13 protein-coding genes are annotated in these 16,777 nt (G+C 33.3%); 11 read left to right on the top strand and 2 right to left on the bottom strand.

The annotated features are described in order from the left end of the window. The first annotated feature begins 128 nt into the window (after window positions 1-128). Both AA088_RS14910 and AA088_RS14905 read left to right on the top strand, forming a co-directional pair. Window positions 129-554, top strand: a complete 426-nt coding sequence (locus AA088_RS14910; RefSeq protein WP_052752923.1) for an STAS/SEC14 domain-containing protein — start codon at window positions 129-131, stop codon at window positions 552-554. 123 nt (window positions 555-677) lie between these two features. Continuing rightward, window positions 678-1,070, top strand: a complete 393-nt coding sequence (locus AA088_RS14905) for a hypothetical protein (RefSeq protein WP_046745827.1) — start codon at window positions 678-680, stop codon at window positions 1,068-1,070. Window positions 1,071-1,073: 3 nt separating this feature from the next. Here the strand turns inward: AA088_RS14905 and hutH are convergent, their stop codons facing one another. Then, entirely contained in the window at window positions 1,074-2,579 is a 1,506-nt protein-coding gene (hutH, locus tag AA088_RS14900) for a histidine ammonia-lyase (RefSeq protein ID WP_046745826.1), read from the bottom strand. A gap of 122 nt (window positions 2,580-2,701) precedes the next feature. On the opposite strand from hutH, the gene AA088_RS14895 reads away from it, so the two are divergent. Continuing rightward, window positions 2,702-4,042 (top strand): TlpA family protein disulfide reductase, encoded by a 1,341-nt coding sequence (locus AA088_RS14895; RefSeq protein ID WP_046745825.1) that lies wholly within the window; start codon window positions 2,702-2,704, stop codon window positions 4,040-4,042. A gap of 144 nt (window positions 4,043-4,186) precedes the next feature. Here AA088_RS14895 and AA088_RS14890 read toward each other — a convergent pair whose 3' ends face one another. Further along, on the bottom strand, window positions 4,187-5,734 hold the full coding sequence (locus AA088_RS14890; protein ID WP_046745824.1) for an NAD(P)H-hydrate dehydratase: 1,548 nt from the start codon (window positions 5,732-5,734) through the stop codon (window positions 4,187-4,189). A 367-nt stretch (window positions 5,735-6,101) separates the two neighbouring features. On the opposite strand from AA088_RS14890, the gene thrA reads away from it, so the two are divergent. The 8 genes from thrA (at window position 6,102) to AA088_RS14850 (ending at window position 16,760) form a co-directional block, all read left to right on the top strand. Beyond that, the gene (gene thrA / locus AA088_RS14885; protein WP_046745823.1) at window positions 6,102-8,549 is read left to right on the top strand and encodes a bifunctional aspartate kinase/homoserine dehydrogenase I; all 2,448 of its coding nucleotides are present in this window, start codon (window positions 6,102-6,104) and stop codon (window positions 8,547-8,549) included. 20 nt (window positions 8,550-8,569) lie between these two features. Next, entirely contained in the window at window positions 8,570-9,490 is a 921-nt protein-coding gene (locus AA088_RS14880; RefSeq protein WP_046745822.1) for a homoserine kinase, read from the top strand. A 12-nt stretch (window positions 9,491-9,502) separates the two neighbouring features. Further along, on the top strand, window positions 9,503-10,783 hold the full coding sequence (thrC, locus tag AA088_RS14875; protein WP_046745821.1) for a threonine synthase: 1,281 nt from the start codon (window positions 9,503-9,505) through the stop codon (window positions 10,781-10,783). A gap of 133 nt (window positions 10,784-10,916) precedes the next feature. Next, window positions 10,917-12,002 (top strand): glycine cleavage system aminomethyltransferase GcvT, encoded by a 1,086-nt coding sequence (gene gcvT / locus AA088_RS14870; RefSeq protein WP_046745820.1) that lies wholly within the window; start codon window positions 10,917-10,919, stop codon window positions 12,000-12,002. A 5-nt stretch (window positions 12,003-12,007) separates the two neighbouring features. Then, window positions 12,008-12,829 carry a sugar nucleotide-binding protein gene (locus AA088_RS14865; RefSeq protein ID WP_046745819.1) on the top strand — a complete coding sequence of 274 codons (822 nt, stop codon included), beginning with the start codon at window positions 12,008-12,010 and terminating at the stop codon, window positions 12,827-12,829. A 109-nt stretch (window positions 12,830-12,938) separates the two neighbouring features. Next, window positions 12,939-14,960 carry a S41 family peptidase gene (locus AA088_RS14860; protein ID WP_046745818.1) on the top strand — a complete coding sequence of 674 codons (2,022 nt, stop codon included), beginning with the start codon at window positions 12,939-12,941 and terminating at the stop codon, window positions 14,958-14,960. A 3-nt stretch (window positions 14,961-14,963) separates the two neighbouring features. Beyond that, window positions 14,964-16,007 (top strand): LIC11966 family surface protein, encoded by a 1,044-nt coding sequence (locus tag AA088_RS14855; RefSeq protein WP_046745817.1) that lies wholly within the window; start codon window positions 14,964-14,966, stop codon window positions 16,005-16,007. A gap of 42 nt (window positions 16,008-16,049) precedes the next feature. After that, window positions 16,050-16,760 carry a YebC/PmpR family DNA-binding transcriptional regulator gene (locus tag AA088_RS14850; RefSeq protein WP_046745816.1) on the top strand — a complete coding sequence of 237 codons (711 nt, stop codon included), beginning with the start codon at window positions 16,050-16,052 and terminating at the stop codon, window positions 16,758-16,760. Window positions 16,761-16,777 lie beyond the last annotated feature (17 nt).

The raw sequence follows: 16,777 nt of genomic DNA, 5'->3' as shown, positions 1-16,777 counted from the left end.
TTTCTCTCTTTTTTTGGTTATTGACAGTCAAAAAAAGGTCATTCATCTAAAATTTTAACAAATAATACCTTTAAAAAATTGTTCTATTTACTATCGCATAATTTTGCTGTAAATAATACTACTACCTAATGCATATTACAGGAAAACAACTACTTAAAACTTATACTTTTGAAGAGGGGAATTTATATCTTTATGAAGATGTCATTGTTGGTGAAATTAACGAAGGTGTTCACATAACCACTGAAGAATTACTTTCTTTTTTTGAATTTTTCAGAGAAAATTATAAAATCCCTTTTGGCTATATTTCTTATCGAAAAAATTCATATTCTATTGATCCACAAGTATACAAAGCTCTCCCTGAAAACACATTATTAAAAGGGATTGCTGTGGTAACTGACCAAAAATTTTCCACATTGAATGCTCAAGTAGAAAAAAGCTTTTTCAACGGGCGTTTTGAAGTATTTACCACTATTAATGCGGCAATTAATTGGCTAGATACTATTGTTCCTCTTGAAAATCATCAATCAAATATTTCGGATAATAAGCGTATGTAATCCAATTTTTTCATTTATTTGCAGCCCAAAATCTTACAGAACGAACATTATTGTGCTGTTCATCTATTTTTTGGTAGTTTCTCCTAAAAAACGACTATCTTTAGATACATTGATTTTAATCGCATGCAAATAGCTAACGGAAATAGAAATTCTTATATAAAAAAGTATACATTGCATATAGGCGAAGTGGCCATCTATGAAAATTATATGTTAGCTCAACTCAATGAAGGCATTACGTTAAACATTGAAACGGTACAAGAAATTGTTCTTATTGCAAATAACCACTTTCCTGAACAACCATTTGCTTACATTACCATTCGCAAAAATTCTTATGCTGTTGATCCATTGCTATATTTAAAAGTATTTGAAATAGAAAACTTAAAAGCAATTGCTGTCGTATCTGATAAATTTATTGATAATCACAATATTAAAATCGAAAAGCACTTTTACAATAAACCAATGAGTTTATTTAAAACCTTACCTGAAGCAATTGAATGGGCTCACACACACTTGTGATTTTTATTCAAACAAAACCTCTTTTTCAACAGACACATAATGCAAAAATGACAACGTGTCACCAATAGCTATATGTAATTCTCTATCTTCATCAACAAAAGGAACTTCTGCCCTATACATTTCTAAAAATGTTTCAATAAATTCCGAACTTTTTAAAGGCGCTCTAAAAACCAATGCTTGAGAAGCATTTAATAATTCTATAGCTAAAACACGTTCTACGTTATCAATAACCTTCAAAGCTTTTGTCGCAGCATTTGCGCCCATACTCACATGATCTTCTTGTCCGTTAGAAGACACTATAGAGTCGACACTTGCAGGTGTTGCATATTGTTTATTTTGACTCACAATACTAGCTGCTGTATACTGCGGAATCATAAATCCTGAATTCAACCCTGGATTGTTTACCAAAAAGGCCGGCAATTCTCGCAATCCAGAAACCAACTGAAATGTTCTTCTTTCAGAAATATTTCCCAATTCTGCCACAGCAATTGCTAAATAATCCAATCCTAGAGCCAACGGCTGGCCATGAAAATTTCCTCCAGAAATAATCACATCTTGCTCAATGAAAATGTTTGGATTATCGGTTACTGAGTTGATCTCTGTTTCAAATGTTTTTCTAACGAAATCTAAAGTGTCTTTACTCGCTCCATGTACTTGTGGTACACACCGGAATGAATACGGATCTTGAACATGTTTCTTTTCTTGTGAAATCAACTCACTTCCATCCACAAATTCTTGAATGCGTTTTGCTGTTTTCAATTGTCCCTTATGTGGACGAATGAGATGAATAAGATCTGAAAAAGGTTCAATTCTTCCATCAAAACCTTCCAGAGAAATCGCTGCAAATAAATCTGAAAAGTACGATAATTTATATGCCTTCAAAAGTGAATACACACCATATGCACTCATAAATTGCGTACCATTTAACAGTGCCAATCCTTCTTTTGCCATCAAACGAATTGGGCTCCAGTTAAATTCTTTCAAAACAGTTTCGGCGGCAACTTCTTCTCCTTTATAATACACACTTCCTTTTCCTAAAAGCGGTAAAGACAAATGTGCTAACGGAGCTAAATCACCCGAAGCTCCCAAAGATCCTTGTTCAAACACTACAGGAAGTATATCATGATTGTAAAAATCAATCAATCGCTGTACAGTTTCCAATTGGACTCCTGAATGTCCGTAACTCAGCGACTGAACCTTAAGAAGCAGCATTAACTTGATAATTTCTAACGGCACTCGATCTCCTGTTCCGCAGGCATGCGACATCACCAAATTTTCTTGCAGTTTTGAAAGGTGTTCATTAGAAATTTTTACATTACACAAAGAGCCAAATCCCGTATTAATACCATATATCGGAGTACTTTGGTTTTCCAAACGCTTGTCTAAATAAGTTCTACAGGCAACGATTTTGTTCATTGCTGATTCGGATAAAGCAAGTTTTGTGTCTGAATGAATCAACTCTTGAATAGTCGTAATGTCTAAAAATTGTGCGCTTATGTAATGTGTCATAATGGTGAGATCAAATTATCTCCCAAAAGTCAAAATTCAATCTGTATTAACCAAATAATTGTTAATAATTTATTGATTAAAGAAAGAATCTAGTACATTTGAGAAAACAAACTTTGAAATAAATGAAAAAAATATTGCTATTGATTGCAGGATTTGCAATCGTTTCATGTACAAACGAACCTAAAGTAGACTATGCGCTATTTTCTGGTAAAATTACCAATCCGAAAGGAGAAAAAGTAGTGGTTACTGGCGAAGATTTTGAGAAAGAAATTACTTTGAATGAAGATGGAACTTTTGCAGATACACTTCGCGTTGATACTGGATATTATACTGTTTTTCATGGTAGAAACCGTTCTCCTCTTTTTGTTGCTCAAGGACATGATTTAACGATGACTACTGATGGGCAAATGTTTATTGATTCATTATCTTTTAAAGGCAATGGTGCGAACGAAAATAATTATTTGGTTGGCAAATTAGCTGCTAATAAAGATTTTAAATTTCAAGAAGTATATGCTAGTGAAGAAGCTGAATTCATGAAAATAATCAACGAGAAAAAAGCAAAAGCTGAAGATGCATTACAAGTTGTAAAAGAACTAAGCGCTGATTTTGTGAATCTTGAAAAATCGTATATCAATTACGAATATTTAGCTGACTTATCACGTTACCCAATGTATCATGCATATTATGCTAAAAAAGAAGACTATAAAGCTTCTGAAGAAATTTTAAAGCCTTTGAATGACTTAAATTATGATAATGCTAACGATTTTAAAAACTTTGAACCATATAAGCAGATTGTTTTAGGACACTATATGCAAAATATGTATCAAGATTCTTTGGCTGCTCAAACCTTGAAAGAGATTCAAAACTTACAATCACAAAACATCAAAAATGAGCTTGCTGCTGAATTAGTGTATACAATTTCACCTTCCAATGAAAATGTAGAAGAAATATACAATACGATTAATGCAATTTCTGATGATAACGATTTAAAAGAAAAAGTAACTGAAAAGTATAATAAAGTAAAAGAACTCGCTACTGGAAAAGTTTCTCCTACTTTTGAATACGAAAACCATAAAGGAGGAACTACTTCTCTAAAAGATCTTGAAGGAAAGTATGTATATATAGATGTGTGGGCGACTTGGTGCGGACCTTGTATCGGTGAAATTCCTTCATTAAAAAAGGTTGAAGAAGAATATCATGATAAAAACATTGAGTTTGTTTCTATTTCTATAGATCAAAAAAATGCTTATGAAACTTGGAGAAAAATGGTAGAGGATAAAGAACTTGGAGGCATTCAATTAATGGCTGATAACGCATGGCAATCAAAATTTGTTACAGATTATGCTATTGAAGGTATTCCAAGATTCATCTTGATTGATCCTCAAGGAAACATTGTAAATGCCGATGCTCCTAGACCATCAAGTCCTAAATTGATTGAATTATTTAATGAATTAAAGATTTAATTCTTTACTTTACAAAAGAACGTTATACTAAAAACGCTTTGGGTTTTTCCAAAGCGTTTTTTTATGTAAATATTTTTATAGCTAGTTTGCTATATTCATCAATTTTATAATGATACAAACAGATTGTATTGTCTATTCTTTTCTTTATTTTTCATCTTCCTTTTGAGCTGAGTTTGACACTTCAGGCTTTTCAAACAAATCCAGATACGCATCACCAATATGTTCAATCAAATCACTTGCTATCAATGCTTGATATCCAAAATTCCTTAACGCCATATCACCTGCTTTTCCATGTAAATATACCCCAAAAATTGCCGCCTGAATCGGATTATACTCTTGCGATAATAATCCAGTCAAAATTCCTGTAAGTACATCTCCACTTCCAGCGGTTGCCATGCCTGGATTCCCTGTGTTATTGATATATAGAAAACCATCATGTATCACAATAGTATGAGCTCCTTTTATAACCAAAACAATTTCATACTTTTTGGCAAAATCTTTGGCTTTTTCTAATTTATCGAAATCATCGCTCCATTCTCCTAGCAAACGCTCTAACTCTTTAGGATGAGGTGTTAAGATAGAATTCTTCGGGATAGATGCTAACATCGTTGGATGAGCCGCCAATATATTCAATGCGTCTGCATCAATAACAACAGGTGTTGTTTGCTTTTTTAGAAACTTTTTTAAAGCCGCAACTGTTTGCTTTTCTGTTCCCATTCCTACACCTATACCGATAGCTTTAGGCACTATATCGAATGAGATATCTGTAATCATTTTATCTGCTTCATCACACAATACCATCGCTTCTGGCAATGAACTTTGTAAGACTGTATAACCGCACGATGGCAAATAAGCTGTTACCAATCCTGCGCCTGTTCGCAAACATGCCAAACTGGCCAATGTCACTGCACCTATTTTCCCGTAACTACCACCAATAATCATACTATGCCCATAAGTTCCTTTGTGTCCATACTTCTCACGAGGTTTATAAAATGGAAGCACTTCAAATTTGTCAACTAACTGTGCTACCGTCTCTGTGGTATTCAAATAAGTAGCGTCCAAACCTACATCAATAGCTTCCCATTGCTGAATATAAATACCAGTTTCTGGCAAAAAGAAACTTAATTTTGGGGCTTGTCCTGTAAGTGTATAATTGCTTTCTATAACCGCTTCTTTATCTTCAGGCCCATGATCAGGATATAAGCCAGATGGCACATCCAAAGACACTGTAAATGCTTTAGAAGCATTAATATATTTAATTAGACTCTTTACCCAATCAGACGTTTTTCGATTCAGTCCAATACCAAAAATAGCATCTACGATAATATCTTCTTTTGCCATTTCTGGAAATTCCTCTCCAGCACTCAACAAACGCGGCCAAATTTTAAATTCTTTTACTCGATCATAATTAATAAGAAAATCTTTGGTTCGTTTATCACTAAAATTAACTATATATATATGAACATTGTAACCATGATGCAACAAATGTCTTCCTAAAACTAAACCTAATCCTCCATTATTACCAATACCACAATAAATATGTATTGGAATTTGCGCTCCATGCAAACGAGAATGAAACCAATTGAATACTTGAGTTCCTGCAAATTCCATCAAATCATTAGATGAAATTTGATTTTTTTCAATGGTTGTATTGATTGCCTCATAAATTTGTGACGCCGAAAATATTTTCATGAAAGTTAACTATTTAGTAAATGTTGAATTTTTGATGAAATTACCTGTTAATTTTGATATTTTTTTAGTGCATTTTTAATAAAAATAACTTTTGAATAGATATCTGTAAAAAATAAGTAGATAATTTGTTTATGGAGATAAAAATAATACTTTTGAATAACATCATGCGATAAAAATGCAAATAGTAGCAACTCATATAAACTCTTTACTCAACTTTACAGTTAATCAAACCACTGTAACGATTGCTACTACAACCCCTTTTGGGGTTCTCTAATTTATACACCATTTTTGGTATTCGTTCATAAAAAAATTCTAAGAGTTCATAATTCTTAGCAAAACTCACTAATAACCTTTCAAATACAAAATCATGAAAGTACTCAAATTTGGCGGTACTTCTGTCGCTAACGCTCAAAATATAAATCTGGTTATAGCCATTATAAAAGAAATCTCTCAAAAAGACAGATTAGCAGTTGTTGTGTCTGCTTTTGGAAATACAACCAATATGCTATTAAAAACAGCAGAATTGGCCGCTATAAAAGATGATCACTACAAATCTCTTCTGCAAGAAATTGAAAATAGACATATTCAAGTTGTAAAAGACCTAATTCCTATCACCGAACAAAGTTCTGTATTAAGTCACACGAAACGCTTATTAAACTATTTAGAAACGCTATATGAAGGTTGTTATCTATTAAAAGAATTGACACCTAAAACATTGGCAACAATAGCTAGTTTTGGAGAATTATTATCCTCTTATATTATCTCTGAGGTAATGAAAACACAAAAACTAGATTGTATTTATAAAGATAGCCGTGAATTGATTATTACATCAAAAAGTTTTGAGAACGCACAAGTAGATATGAAAGTGACAAATGCAAACTGTAAAACTTTTTTTAAGGCACATACTAATCAAATCATTATGCTTCCTGGTTTTATTGCTGCTACAGCAGAAGGAGAAACAACCACTCTAGGCCGCGGTGGATCTGATTATACAGCAGCTATCATTGCTGCAGCCATTAATGCTGAAGAATTGCAAATTTGGACGGACGTTAGCGGAATGTACACTGCAAACCCTCGAATTGTAAAACAAGCAACACCGATACCGCATATTTCTTATCAAGAAGCGATGGAATTGTCTCACTTTGGAGCAAAAGTCATTTATCCTCCTACTATTCAACCTGTATTACAAAAAGAGATTCCTATTTTAGTCAAAAATACATTTGCTCCTAAAGAAGCGGGAACACGAATTTCTAACGAAACGAATGGAAAGCAACGTGCAGTAAAAGGAATCAGTTATATCGAAAATATTTCATTATTAACTTTGGAAGGAAGTGGTATGATTGGAATTCCTGGGTTTTCTAAACGCTTATTTGAGACCTTATTAACTGAGCAAATCAATATAATATTAATCACACAAGCTTCTTCTGAGCACTCAATTTGTATAGGAATTAATGACAAAGAAGCTTCCATTGCAAAAGTTGCTCTGGACAAGACTTTTGCTTATGAAATTTCTCTCGGAAAAGTTGATCCTATCTATGTAGAACAGCAATTAGCAATTATAGCATTAGTTGGTGAAAACATGAAAAACCATCAAGGGCTGAGTGGAAAAATGTTTAGTATGTTAGGTAAAAACAATGTAAACATTCGAGCGATTGCCCAAGGTGCTTCTGAAAAGAACATTTCTGCTGTTATCAAACATGAAGATGCAAAAAAAGCTCTTAATGCTTTACATGAAGAATTTTTTGAAGAGAAAATAAAACAACTTAATCTATTTGTGGTAGGTGTTGGAAATGTTGGTGAACGTTTTTTAGCCCAATTACAAAAACAGCAAGAATTTTTGATTCAACAGTTAAAACTGAACATTCGTGTTATCGGTATTTCAAATTCTAGAACAATGTGTTTTAACGAAGAAAGCATCAACTTGGATGACTGGAAAAATGAATTAGCAAATGGAGAAAAAGCCAATTTAGAAGCATTTCACGAACAAATCCAAGCGTACAATTTTCGCAATAGCATCTTTATTGATATTACTGCAAGTAATCAAGTTGCCAAAGTGTACAATCAATATTTGAAAGCCAATATTTCTGTAGTTACTTGCAATAAAATTGCTTGTGCTTCCGATTATGAAAATTACAATAACTTAAAGTTCATCTCTCAAAAATACAATGCGCCTTTTTTATTCGAAACTAACGTAGGAGCAGGTTTACCTATAATTGACACTCTTAAAAACCTCGTAGCTTCAGGAGATCGAATACACAAAATTCAAGCGGTTCTCTCAGGAAGTCTCAATTTTGTGTTCAATAATTTCAATAATCAAAACACATTTCATGACATTGTTCTACAAGCTCAAAAAGAAGGCTATACAGAACCGGATCCAAAAATTGATTTAAGCGGAATTGATGTTGCTCGAAAAATTCTAATCTTAGCTCGTGAAAGTGGATACAAACTGGAACTAAATGATATAAAAAATGACTCCTTTTTACCTGAAGAATCGTTAGCAACTAATTCTAATGACGATTTTTTCAACTCATTAATTAAGCATGAAGATCATTTTCAACATCTTTTTAAAAACGCTAACGATCAAAATTGCCGACTCAAATATGTAGCAACGTTTGAAAATGGAAATGCAAAAGTTGGACTACAACCTATTCCATCAAATCATCCTTTTTATAATTTAGAAGGCAGTGATAATATTGTACTTTTCTTTACAGATCGCTATGTAGCACAGCCGTTGCTAATTAAAGGTGCTGGTGCTGGTGCCGAAGTAACTGCTTCTGGAATTTTTGCAGATGTTATTCGAATAGGTAAATTTTAAATCGCTAATCTTATACTAAAATGAACGAACTTAAAATATTTGCTCCTGCAACCATCGCCAATGTTTCCTGTGGCTTTGATGTATTAGGACTTTGTTTGGATACGGTTGGCGACGAAATGATTGTTCGAAAAATACCTGAAAGCGGAATTCGAATTTCAAAAATAACCGGGCAACACTTACCGCTAGAAGTAGAAAAAAATGTAGCAGGTGTTGCCGCTTTAGCGATGTTAGAACGACTCAACTCAGAAGTTGGTTTTGAAATTGAAATTCATAAAAAAATTAAAGCTGGAAGTGGTATAGGAAGTAGTGCTGCAAGTGCTGCGGGAACGGTTTGGGCTATGAATGAACTACTTGAAAGACCATTTGATGCTACAGAACTGGTTGCTTTTGCTATGAAAGGAGAACTATTGGCAAGTGGAACAGCACATGCTGATAATGTAGCTCCTGCATTGTTGGGAGGTTTTACATTAATTCGAAGTTATGAACCATTGGATATAATAAAAATTCCATCTCCTGATCAATTATACGCAACAGTAATTCACCCTCAAATAGAAGTTAAAACCTCTGATGCTCGTTCGGTTTTAAAACAATCCATTTCGTTGCAAAAGTCAATTGTTCAGATTGGAAATTTAGGAGGATTGATTAGCGGACTGTATACTGCTGATTATAATTTGATTAGTAGATCATTACACGATGAAATTGTTGAACCTTTACGTTCTATCCTAATTCCAGGCTTTGATGAAGTCAAACAAAATGCAATACAGGCTGGTGCTCTTGGTGCTGGTATTTCAGGATCTGGTCCTTCAATTTTTGCACTAAGTAAAGGAAAAGCGACTGCCGAAAAAGTTGCCAAAAGCATGTCTGAAACGTATCAAAATTTGAATATAGATTTTGATGTTCATGTTTCAAATATTAATACAAAAGGATGTCGAATCCTATAAAAATTTAAAAAAATGAACTATTACAGTTTACATCATACAGCTCCAAATGTATCTTTTAAAGAAGCCGTTATTCGTGGATTGGCACCTGATCGAGGAATTTATTTTCCTGAAAAAATCACACCACTCCCTAAAGATTTTATTGAAAATATAAATCGGTATTCACATGAAGAAATTGCTTTGCATGCAATTGAACAATTTGTTGGCGATGCTATTCCTAAAAATGTATTAAAAAATATCATCAATGAAACATTGAGTTTCGACTTCCCTGTAATTCCCATAGAAGAAAATATTGCTACTTTAGAATTATTTCATGGCCCTACTATGGCCTTTAAAGATGTAGGAGCACGCTTTATGGCTCGCTGTTTAGGCTATTTTAATCGTAATTCTACTGAAAAGGTAACTGTTTTAGTAGCTACTTCTGGTGATACTGGCGGTGCCGTTGCTAATGGTTTTTTGGGTGTAGAAGGTGTTGATGTAGTCATTTTATATCCTAGTGGTAAAGTAAGTGAAATTCAAGAGAAACAATTAACAACCTTAGGAAATAATATTACAGCTTTAGAAGTTGATGGCGTGTTTGATGATTGCCAAGATATGGTAAAAACCGCTTTTTTAGATACAGAAATCAAACGTACATTGACTTCTGCGAATTCGATAAATATTGCACGTTGGCTGCCTCAAATGTTCTATTTTTTCTTTGCGTACAAAGCACTACACAAACAACACAAAAACATTATTTTTTCTGTTCCGAGTGGAAATTTTGGAAACATTTGTGCAGGAATCATGGCACAAAAACTAGGTTTGCCTATTCAACATTTTATTGCCGCAACAAATGTTAATAATACAGTCTCAAACTATTTACAAAATGGTGAATACGTTCCTCAAAAATCAATAGCAACTATTTCCAATGCTATGGATGTTGGGAATCCAAGCAATTTTATTCGTATTCAAGAATTATATAATAATAATCTTGAAACACTCAAAAAGCATTTTTCATCGTACAGTTTTACCGATGCAGAAACGAAGAGCGCTATGAAGTTACTCTTTAATGAGCATCAATATGTGGCTGATCCGCATGGAGCTGTTGGATATTTAGGATTAAAGAAACATAACTTAAAAAATGCATATGGCGTATTTCTAGAAACAGCACATCCTGTCAAGTTTTTGCCAACGGTAGAATCAACCTTGAATCAAAAAATTGATATTCCTTCTCAAATCAAGGAAATTATGACTAAAGAAAAAAAAGCCATCACTATTAGCAACTATAAAGAGCTTAAACATTTTTTAATGCGTTAAAGAATAATCAAAAACAACTCTATTTGTGAAATTTTCAAAAACTGATGTTAATTTCTAAAGGAACTGAAAATTCATCATCGTTTTATCACGAATTTTCATAAATTCGCAATCAATTTTAAGAAGACAAGAAATCATGAAAAATACAGCTTTAACTGAAACTCACATTGCTCTTGGCGCAAAAATGGTTCCTTTTGCAGGTTATAATATGCCTGTACAATATGAAGGTGTGAATATCGAACATGAAACCGTTCGCAATAGCGTAGGTGTTTTTGACGTAAGTCACATGGGAGAATTTGTAGTTTCAGGTCCTAATGCACTCGCCTTAATACAAAAAATTACTACTAATGATGCTTCTAAACTAGTAGATGGGAAAGCGCAATATAGTTGTATGCCAAATAATACGGGTGGAATTATTGACGATTTGATTGTATACCGTATCAATGAAGAGAAATATTTACTCGTTGTAAATGCATCAAATATTGAAAAAGATTGGAATTGGATTACAAGTCTAAATGATGTAGATGCAGAATTACGTGATGTTTCTGAAGCGTATTCGTTGCTAGCCATTCAAGGCCCAAAAGCTGCCGAAGCTATGCAATCATTGACTAGTGTCGATCTTACAAATTTTAAATACTATACATTCAAGATAGATACTTTTGCTGGAGTTGAAAATGTAATTATCTCTGCTACCGGATATACTGGTTCTGGCGGATTTGAAATTTACTGCAAAAACGAAGATGTAAAAGAAATTTGGGAAAAAGTTTTGGAAGCTGGCAAAGATTTTGGCATTAAACCAATTGGTTTGGCTGCTAGAGATACTTTACGTTTAGAAATGGGCTATTGTTTGTATGGAAATGATATTGACGAAACCACTTCCCCAATTGAAGCTGGGTTGAGTTGGATTACAAAATTCACAAAGCATTTTTCCAATCGTGAATATATCGAAAACCAGAAAAAGATGGGGACTACTCGAAAATTAGTTGCCTTCGAAATGCTAGATCGAGGAATTCCACGTCAAGGATATGAAATTGTAGATGCCGAAGGAAACCAAATTGGTATGGTTACTTCTGGTACAATGTCACCTTCTATCAAAATTGGAATTGGAATGGGCTATGTTCCAACTTCTTTTGCCGATGTAGACACAACTATCTATATTCAAATCCGTAAAAAAAGAGTCCCTGCCAAAATTATTAAACTGCCTTTTTATAAAAAACAGTAATTCTTTTGAATAAAATATTAATACTAGGAGCGAGTGGATTTATAGGTCAAGCGATTTATAAAGAGCTTTGCTCCTATTTTGATGTATACGGTACCTTTTACAGTAACAAGTCGTTTGTTAAAAATGCACATTTCATTCGGTACGACCTTGATTACGATGGTATTGACGAAATTGTGTCAGAAGTACAGCCTTCAATTATTATTTCTGCTTTACGAGGTGATTTTGAAGCGCAAATTGACGCACATGTTTTTCTGACCGAATACATACGAACACGTCCATGCAAACTTTTCTTTTTATCTTCTGCTAATGTATTTGATGCTTACAGCAGCTATCCTTCATATGAGTATGACAAAACTCTTTCGGAAAGTATTTATGGAAAACTCAAAATTCGCATTGAAAACATGTTAATGCGTTTACCGCAAAAAAAATATGCAATCATTCGCTTGCCAATGGTATTTGGGAATAACTCTCCTAGAATTCAAGAAATCAAGCAATGCCTACATGAAAAAATACCTATTGAAGTTTTCCCTAATTTAGTAATGAATACTATTTCTGACCGAAAATTGACGCAGCAAATTCATTATATGATTAATCGACAAAAAAATGGAATCTTTCACTTAGGTGCTGAAGATTTGATTCATCATGATGAGTTTTTTACTGAAATTTTAAAAGGAATGAACATTCAAAAACCGCTTTTCAAAAATGTTTATACTTCAAATTTTGATCGCTTTCTAGCAGTTCTTCCAAAAGATAACAAACTTCCAAAACATCTAGCGACAAGTAACCAAGAAACACTTGAGCACATTGCAGGAAAGGTTAAAGAATAAACAATTCTTTTAGTTTAAAAATCATTGCTTTTTAAAAATATTCCTACGAGAAACACAAAAGATTTGCTAAATTCGTACACACTCACTGTTGAAAATTTTTCAAGTCTACATGCATACATTTTTTCGCGTACTCATCATATTATTTACAACCACACTTTGTGCTCAAAACACTCTGTCTTTTTGTGAAAAATCATCAGCTATTCTAACACTGCTGGAAAAGAATCATTACCAACCAAAACCTATTGATGATAACTTTTCAGAGTATGTATACACCAATTTATTTGAACGATTGGACACTCGACGATTACTTTACTCAGAAACCGATATTGAAACCTTTGAAACGTTCAAAACTCAATTTGATGATTTTTTAATTAATCAACAATGTGATTTTATTTCAGCAATTACCAAATCGTACAAACAACAATTAGAATTGGCATTAAAAACTATTGAGAAAATTGAAAAGAGTAGACTTGATTTTTCTGGAAAAGATACTGCCACATATGGAAGCTTCAGAGAAAAAGCAACCTACTCCATAACGCCAAAAGCACTGGAAGATCGTTGGTTGAAAAAAATTAGAATTGATATTATTACAGATTATCTTTCTTTATCAAATCCATTAAAATTTCGTAAGGTAAAAGCCGAATTAAAAGCAAAGGTAATAGCTGAAAATAAATGCTTTATTGTAGACAAACTCCAAGCTGTAAACGGATTGGAGTCATATGTTGAAACTACTTTTTTGGATGTGGTTTGTTCATATTTTGATCCGCATACAAACTTTATGGATCCTACCGACAATACTGCATTTATGAATTCTATTGGAACTGAAACAAACTCAATTGGTGTTTGGTTTTCAAAAAATGGGGATGGTAAAATTATAGTTTCTGGTTTACAAACTGGCAGCAAGGCTTGGAAAGAAAAAAAGATAAGTGCAGGCGATCTTGTCCTTTCATTAGAAGCTAACGATGAAAAAATTAGCACAACTTGTCTGTCTTTGCAAAGCTTATACGAGTTTATTAGTGATGAAAAGTTCCAACAAATTACGATTCATGTACTCACTGAAAAAAATAATCAAGAAAGTATAACATTGGCAAAGGAAAATCTCAAAATTGAAGCCAATGCAGTGAATAGTTTTATTTTAAAGGGTAAAAAAAACATTGGATATATTTCACTACCGAGCTTTTACACAAACGTTGATTACGGTTTTGGAAGTGCCAATGATATTGCAAAAGAACTGTTTAAACTAAATGCGGTCAATATTGACGGATTAATCTTGGATTTACGAGGAAATGGTGGAGGCTCTATGAAACAAGCCATCGATTTAGCCGGAATGTTTATCGACAAAGGTCCTTTGGGTATTTATCGTGACCATAATGATAAAAAAACAATCGTAAAAGATATCAATCGTGGTACACTCTTTACCAAACCTTTACTTATTTTATTAAATAATGAAAGTGCTTCAGCTTCAGAATTCTTAGCTGCCGCCTTACGTGATCATAACAGAGCAATCATTGTTGGAAGCAAAACATATGGAAAAGGAACTGTACAGCAAGTAGTACCTTTACCTAACAACGCTGGATATGTCAAATTGACGATTGAAAAAATGTATGGATTCAAAGGAAACTCTCATCAAGCAGTAGGAATTATTCCTGATATCGAATTTCCTAGTTTCTACACAAATATCGAAAATGGTGAAGCAGATAATTCTACACATATCATCAACGATACCATTAACAAGAATGTTTATTTTGATATTGCCGAACTCTCCGATTATTCAAAAATACAAGCTCAAAGCAATTCTAGAATGAAGCAAAATCAAGCAGCAACAACAATAAGAAAAATAAATGCTGATTTGCTATCTTATTTAGAAAGTGTTCGAAAAATACCTATCTCTGTAGAAGGAATGAAAAAAGATAGAGATGCTTTCGATGCTATTTTTTCAAACTCTGACACAATTGAAATTGCTCATAAAAGCTTTGAGGTTGTTAATTTGGAAGATTACCATGAAATCCTAGCGTACAGAAAAGACAAAGCAAAACAAAACTCTTATGCTTTAGAAAGCACTCAAAAAGACCATGAAATTGAAGAAGCATATCATATTCTTATCGATTATATCAACCAATTAGCTCAATAATACATGCCTACCAAACCGCTTCAAAAACTGTTCATCCTCATTTCTGTATGTGTATCACAACTCGTATGTGCACAAAATTTCAAAACAGCCGATGCCTATCTTGATTTTATAGGAAAAGAAAATCAAAAAATAAGCAAAAGTATGTGGAACTATACCAAATCTGTGGCACATAGTAAAAGTGCTCGAAAAATAGAAAGCGACCGGAAACGCTTGTTAAAATCTATTGAGCGTGCAATCTTAAAGATACAAAATGCACAACCCTATACAGGAGAAGAAACTTACAAAAAACAAGTCCTTGAATACATGGATTTATATGCTAGTCTACTCAAAAATGAATATGCCAAAATTGTAGATATGAAAGAAGTTGCTGAGCAATCATACGACTTTATGGAAGCGTATATTTTAGCACATAAACTAGCAGATGAACGAATGCAAGAAGCACATGAAACCTACGCAAATGCACAAAAAGAATATGCTGTAAGAAATCATATTCAACTAATAGATATTGAAACAGAATTAGGAAAAAAGATGAAAATATCTAATGCTGTTTTTGATCATAAAAATAAAATCTACCTATTGTTTTTTAAAAGCAATATTCAAGAACGGTTAATGCTCAATGCTGTTTCAAGTGGAGACATGAGTGCACTGCAACAAAATGCAAGTGCATTGCAAACGTTTGCAAAAGAAGGTTTGCAGGCCTTAGATACAATTTCATTATATAAAAGTGACACAACATTAATAAAAGCCACGCATAAAGCTTTCACTTTTTATCTAGAAGAAACACAACAAGAAATTCCTGAAATGATAGCATTTTTTCTGAAAAATGAAAAATTTAACACAATCAAAGATGCCATAGAAAAAAAATCACGGAACCAACGCTCTCAAAAAGAAATTGATCAGTACAATACTATGGTTACAGAAATAAATCAAGCAGTTATCTCTTTTAACGAAACCAACAAAACGCTGAACGATAAGCGTACACAAATCATTCATCAATGGAATGAAGCTTCTGCAAAATTTTTAAGTCGACATATTCCAAAAGAATAATACAACCTATATATTTGTAAAAATTTAAAATAAAACACGCACATGGGAAGAGCATTTGAATTTAGAAAGGCCCGTAAAATGAAACGCTGGTCTGCAATGGCAAAAACGTTTACACGTATCGGAAAAGATATTGTCATGGCTGTAAAAGAAGGCGGACCACATCCTGAAACAAATTCAAGATTGCGTGCAGTAATTCAGAACGCCAAAGCTGCCAATATGCCAAAAGACAATATTGAGCGTGCAATAAAAAAAGCTTCTGATAAGAACACGGAAAACTATAAAGAAGTATTATTTGAAGGATACGGACCTCACGGAATTGCGGTCTTAGTTGAAACTGCAACAGACAACAACAATAGAACTGTTGCCAATGTTCGTAGTTATTTTAATAAATGTGATGGAAATTTAGGCACACAAGGTTCTGTCGAATTCATGTTCGATCATACATGTAACTTTCGTATTCCTGCTGAAGGACAAGATCCTGAAGAATTAGAATTGGAATTTATTGACTTTGGTGTAGAAGAAGTCTTTGTTGACGATGACGGAATTTTACTTTACGCTCCTTTTGAAAGTTTCGGAGCTATTCAGAAGGAATTAGAAAATCGAGAGATCGAAATTTTGTCCTCTGGTTTTGAACGCATTCCTCAAGTTACCAAGCCGTTAAATGAAGAGCAAATGGCTGACATTGAAAAACTTCTTGAAAAACTTGAAGAAGATGATGACGTACAAAATGTGTATCATACCATGGCAGAGTAAATTGCAATCTGAATAAA

The sequence above is a fragment of the Kordia zhangzhouensis genome (genome assembly GCF_001005305.1).
Taxonomy (GTDB): domain Bacteria; phylum Bacteroidota; class Bacteroidia; order Flavobacteriales; family Flavobacteriaceae; genus Kordia; species Kordia zhangzhouensis.
Note: the sequence above shows the minus strand (reverse complement) of the source record. Positions and strands in the feature narration are given on the sequence as shown.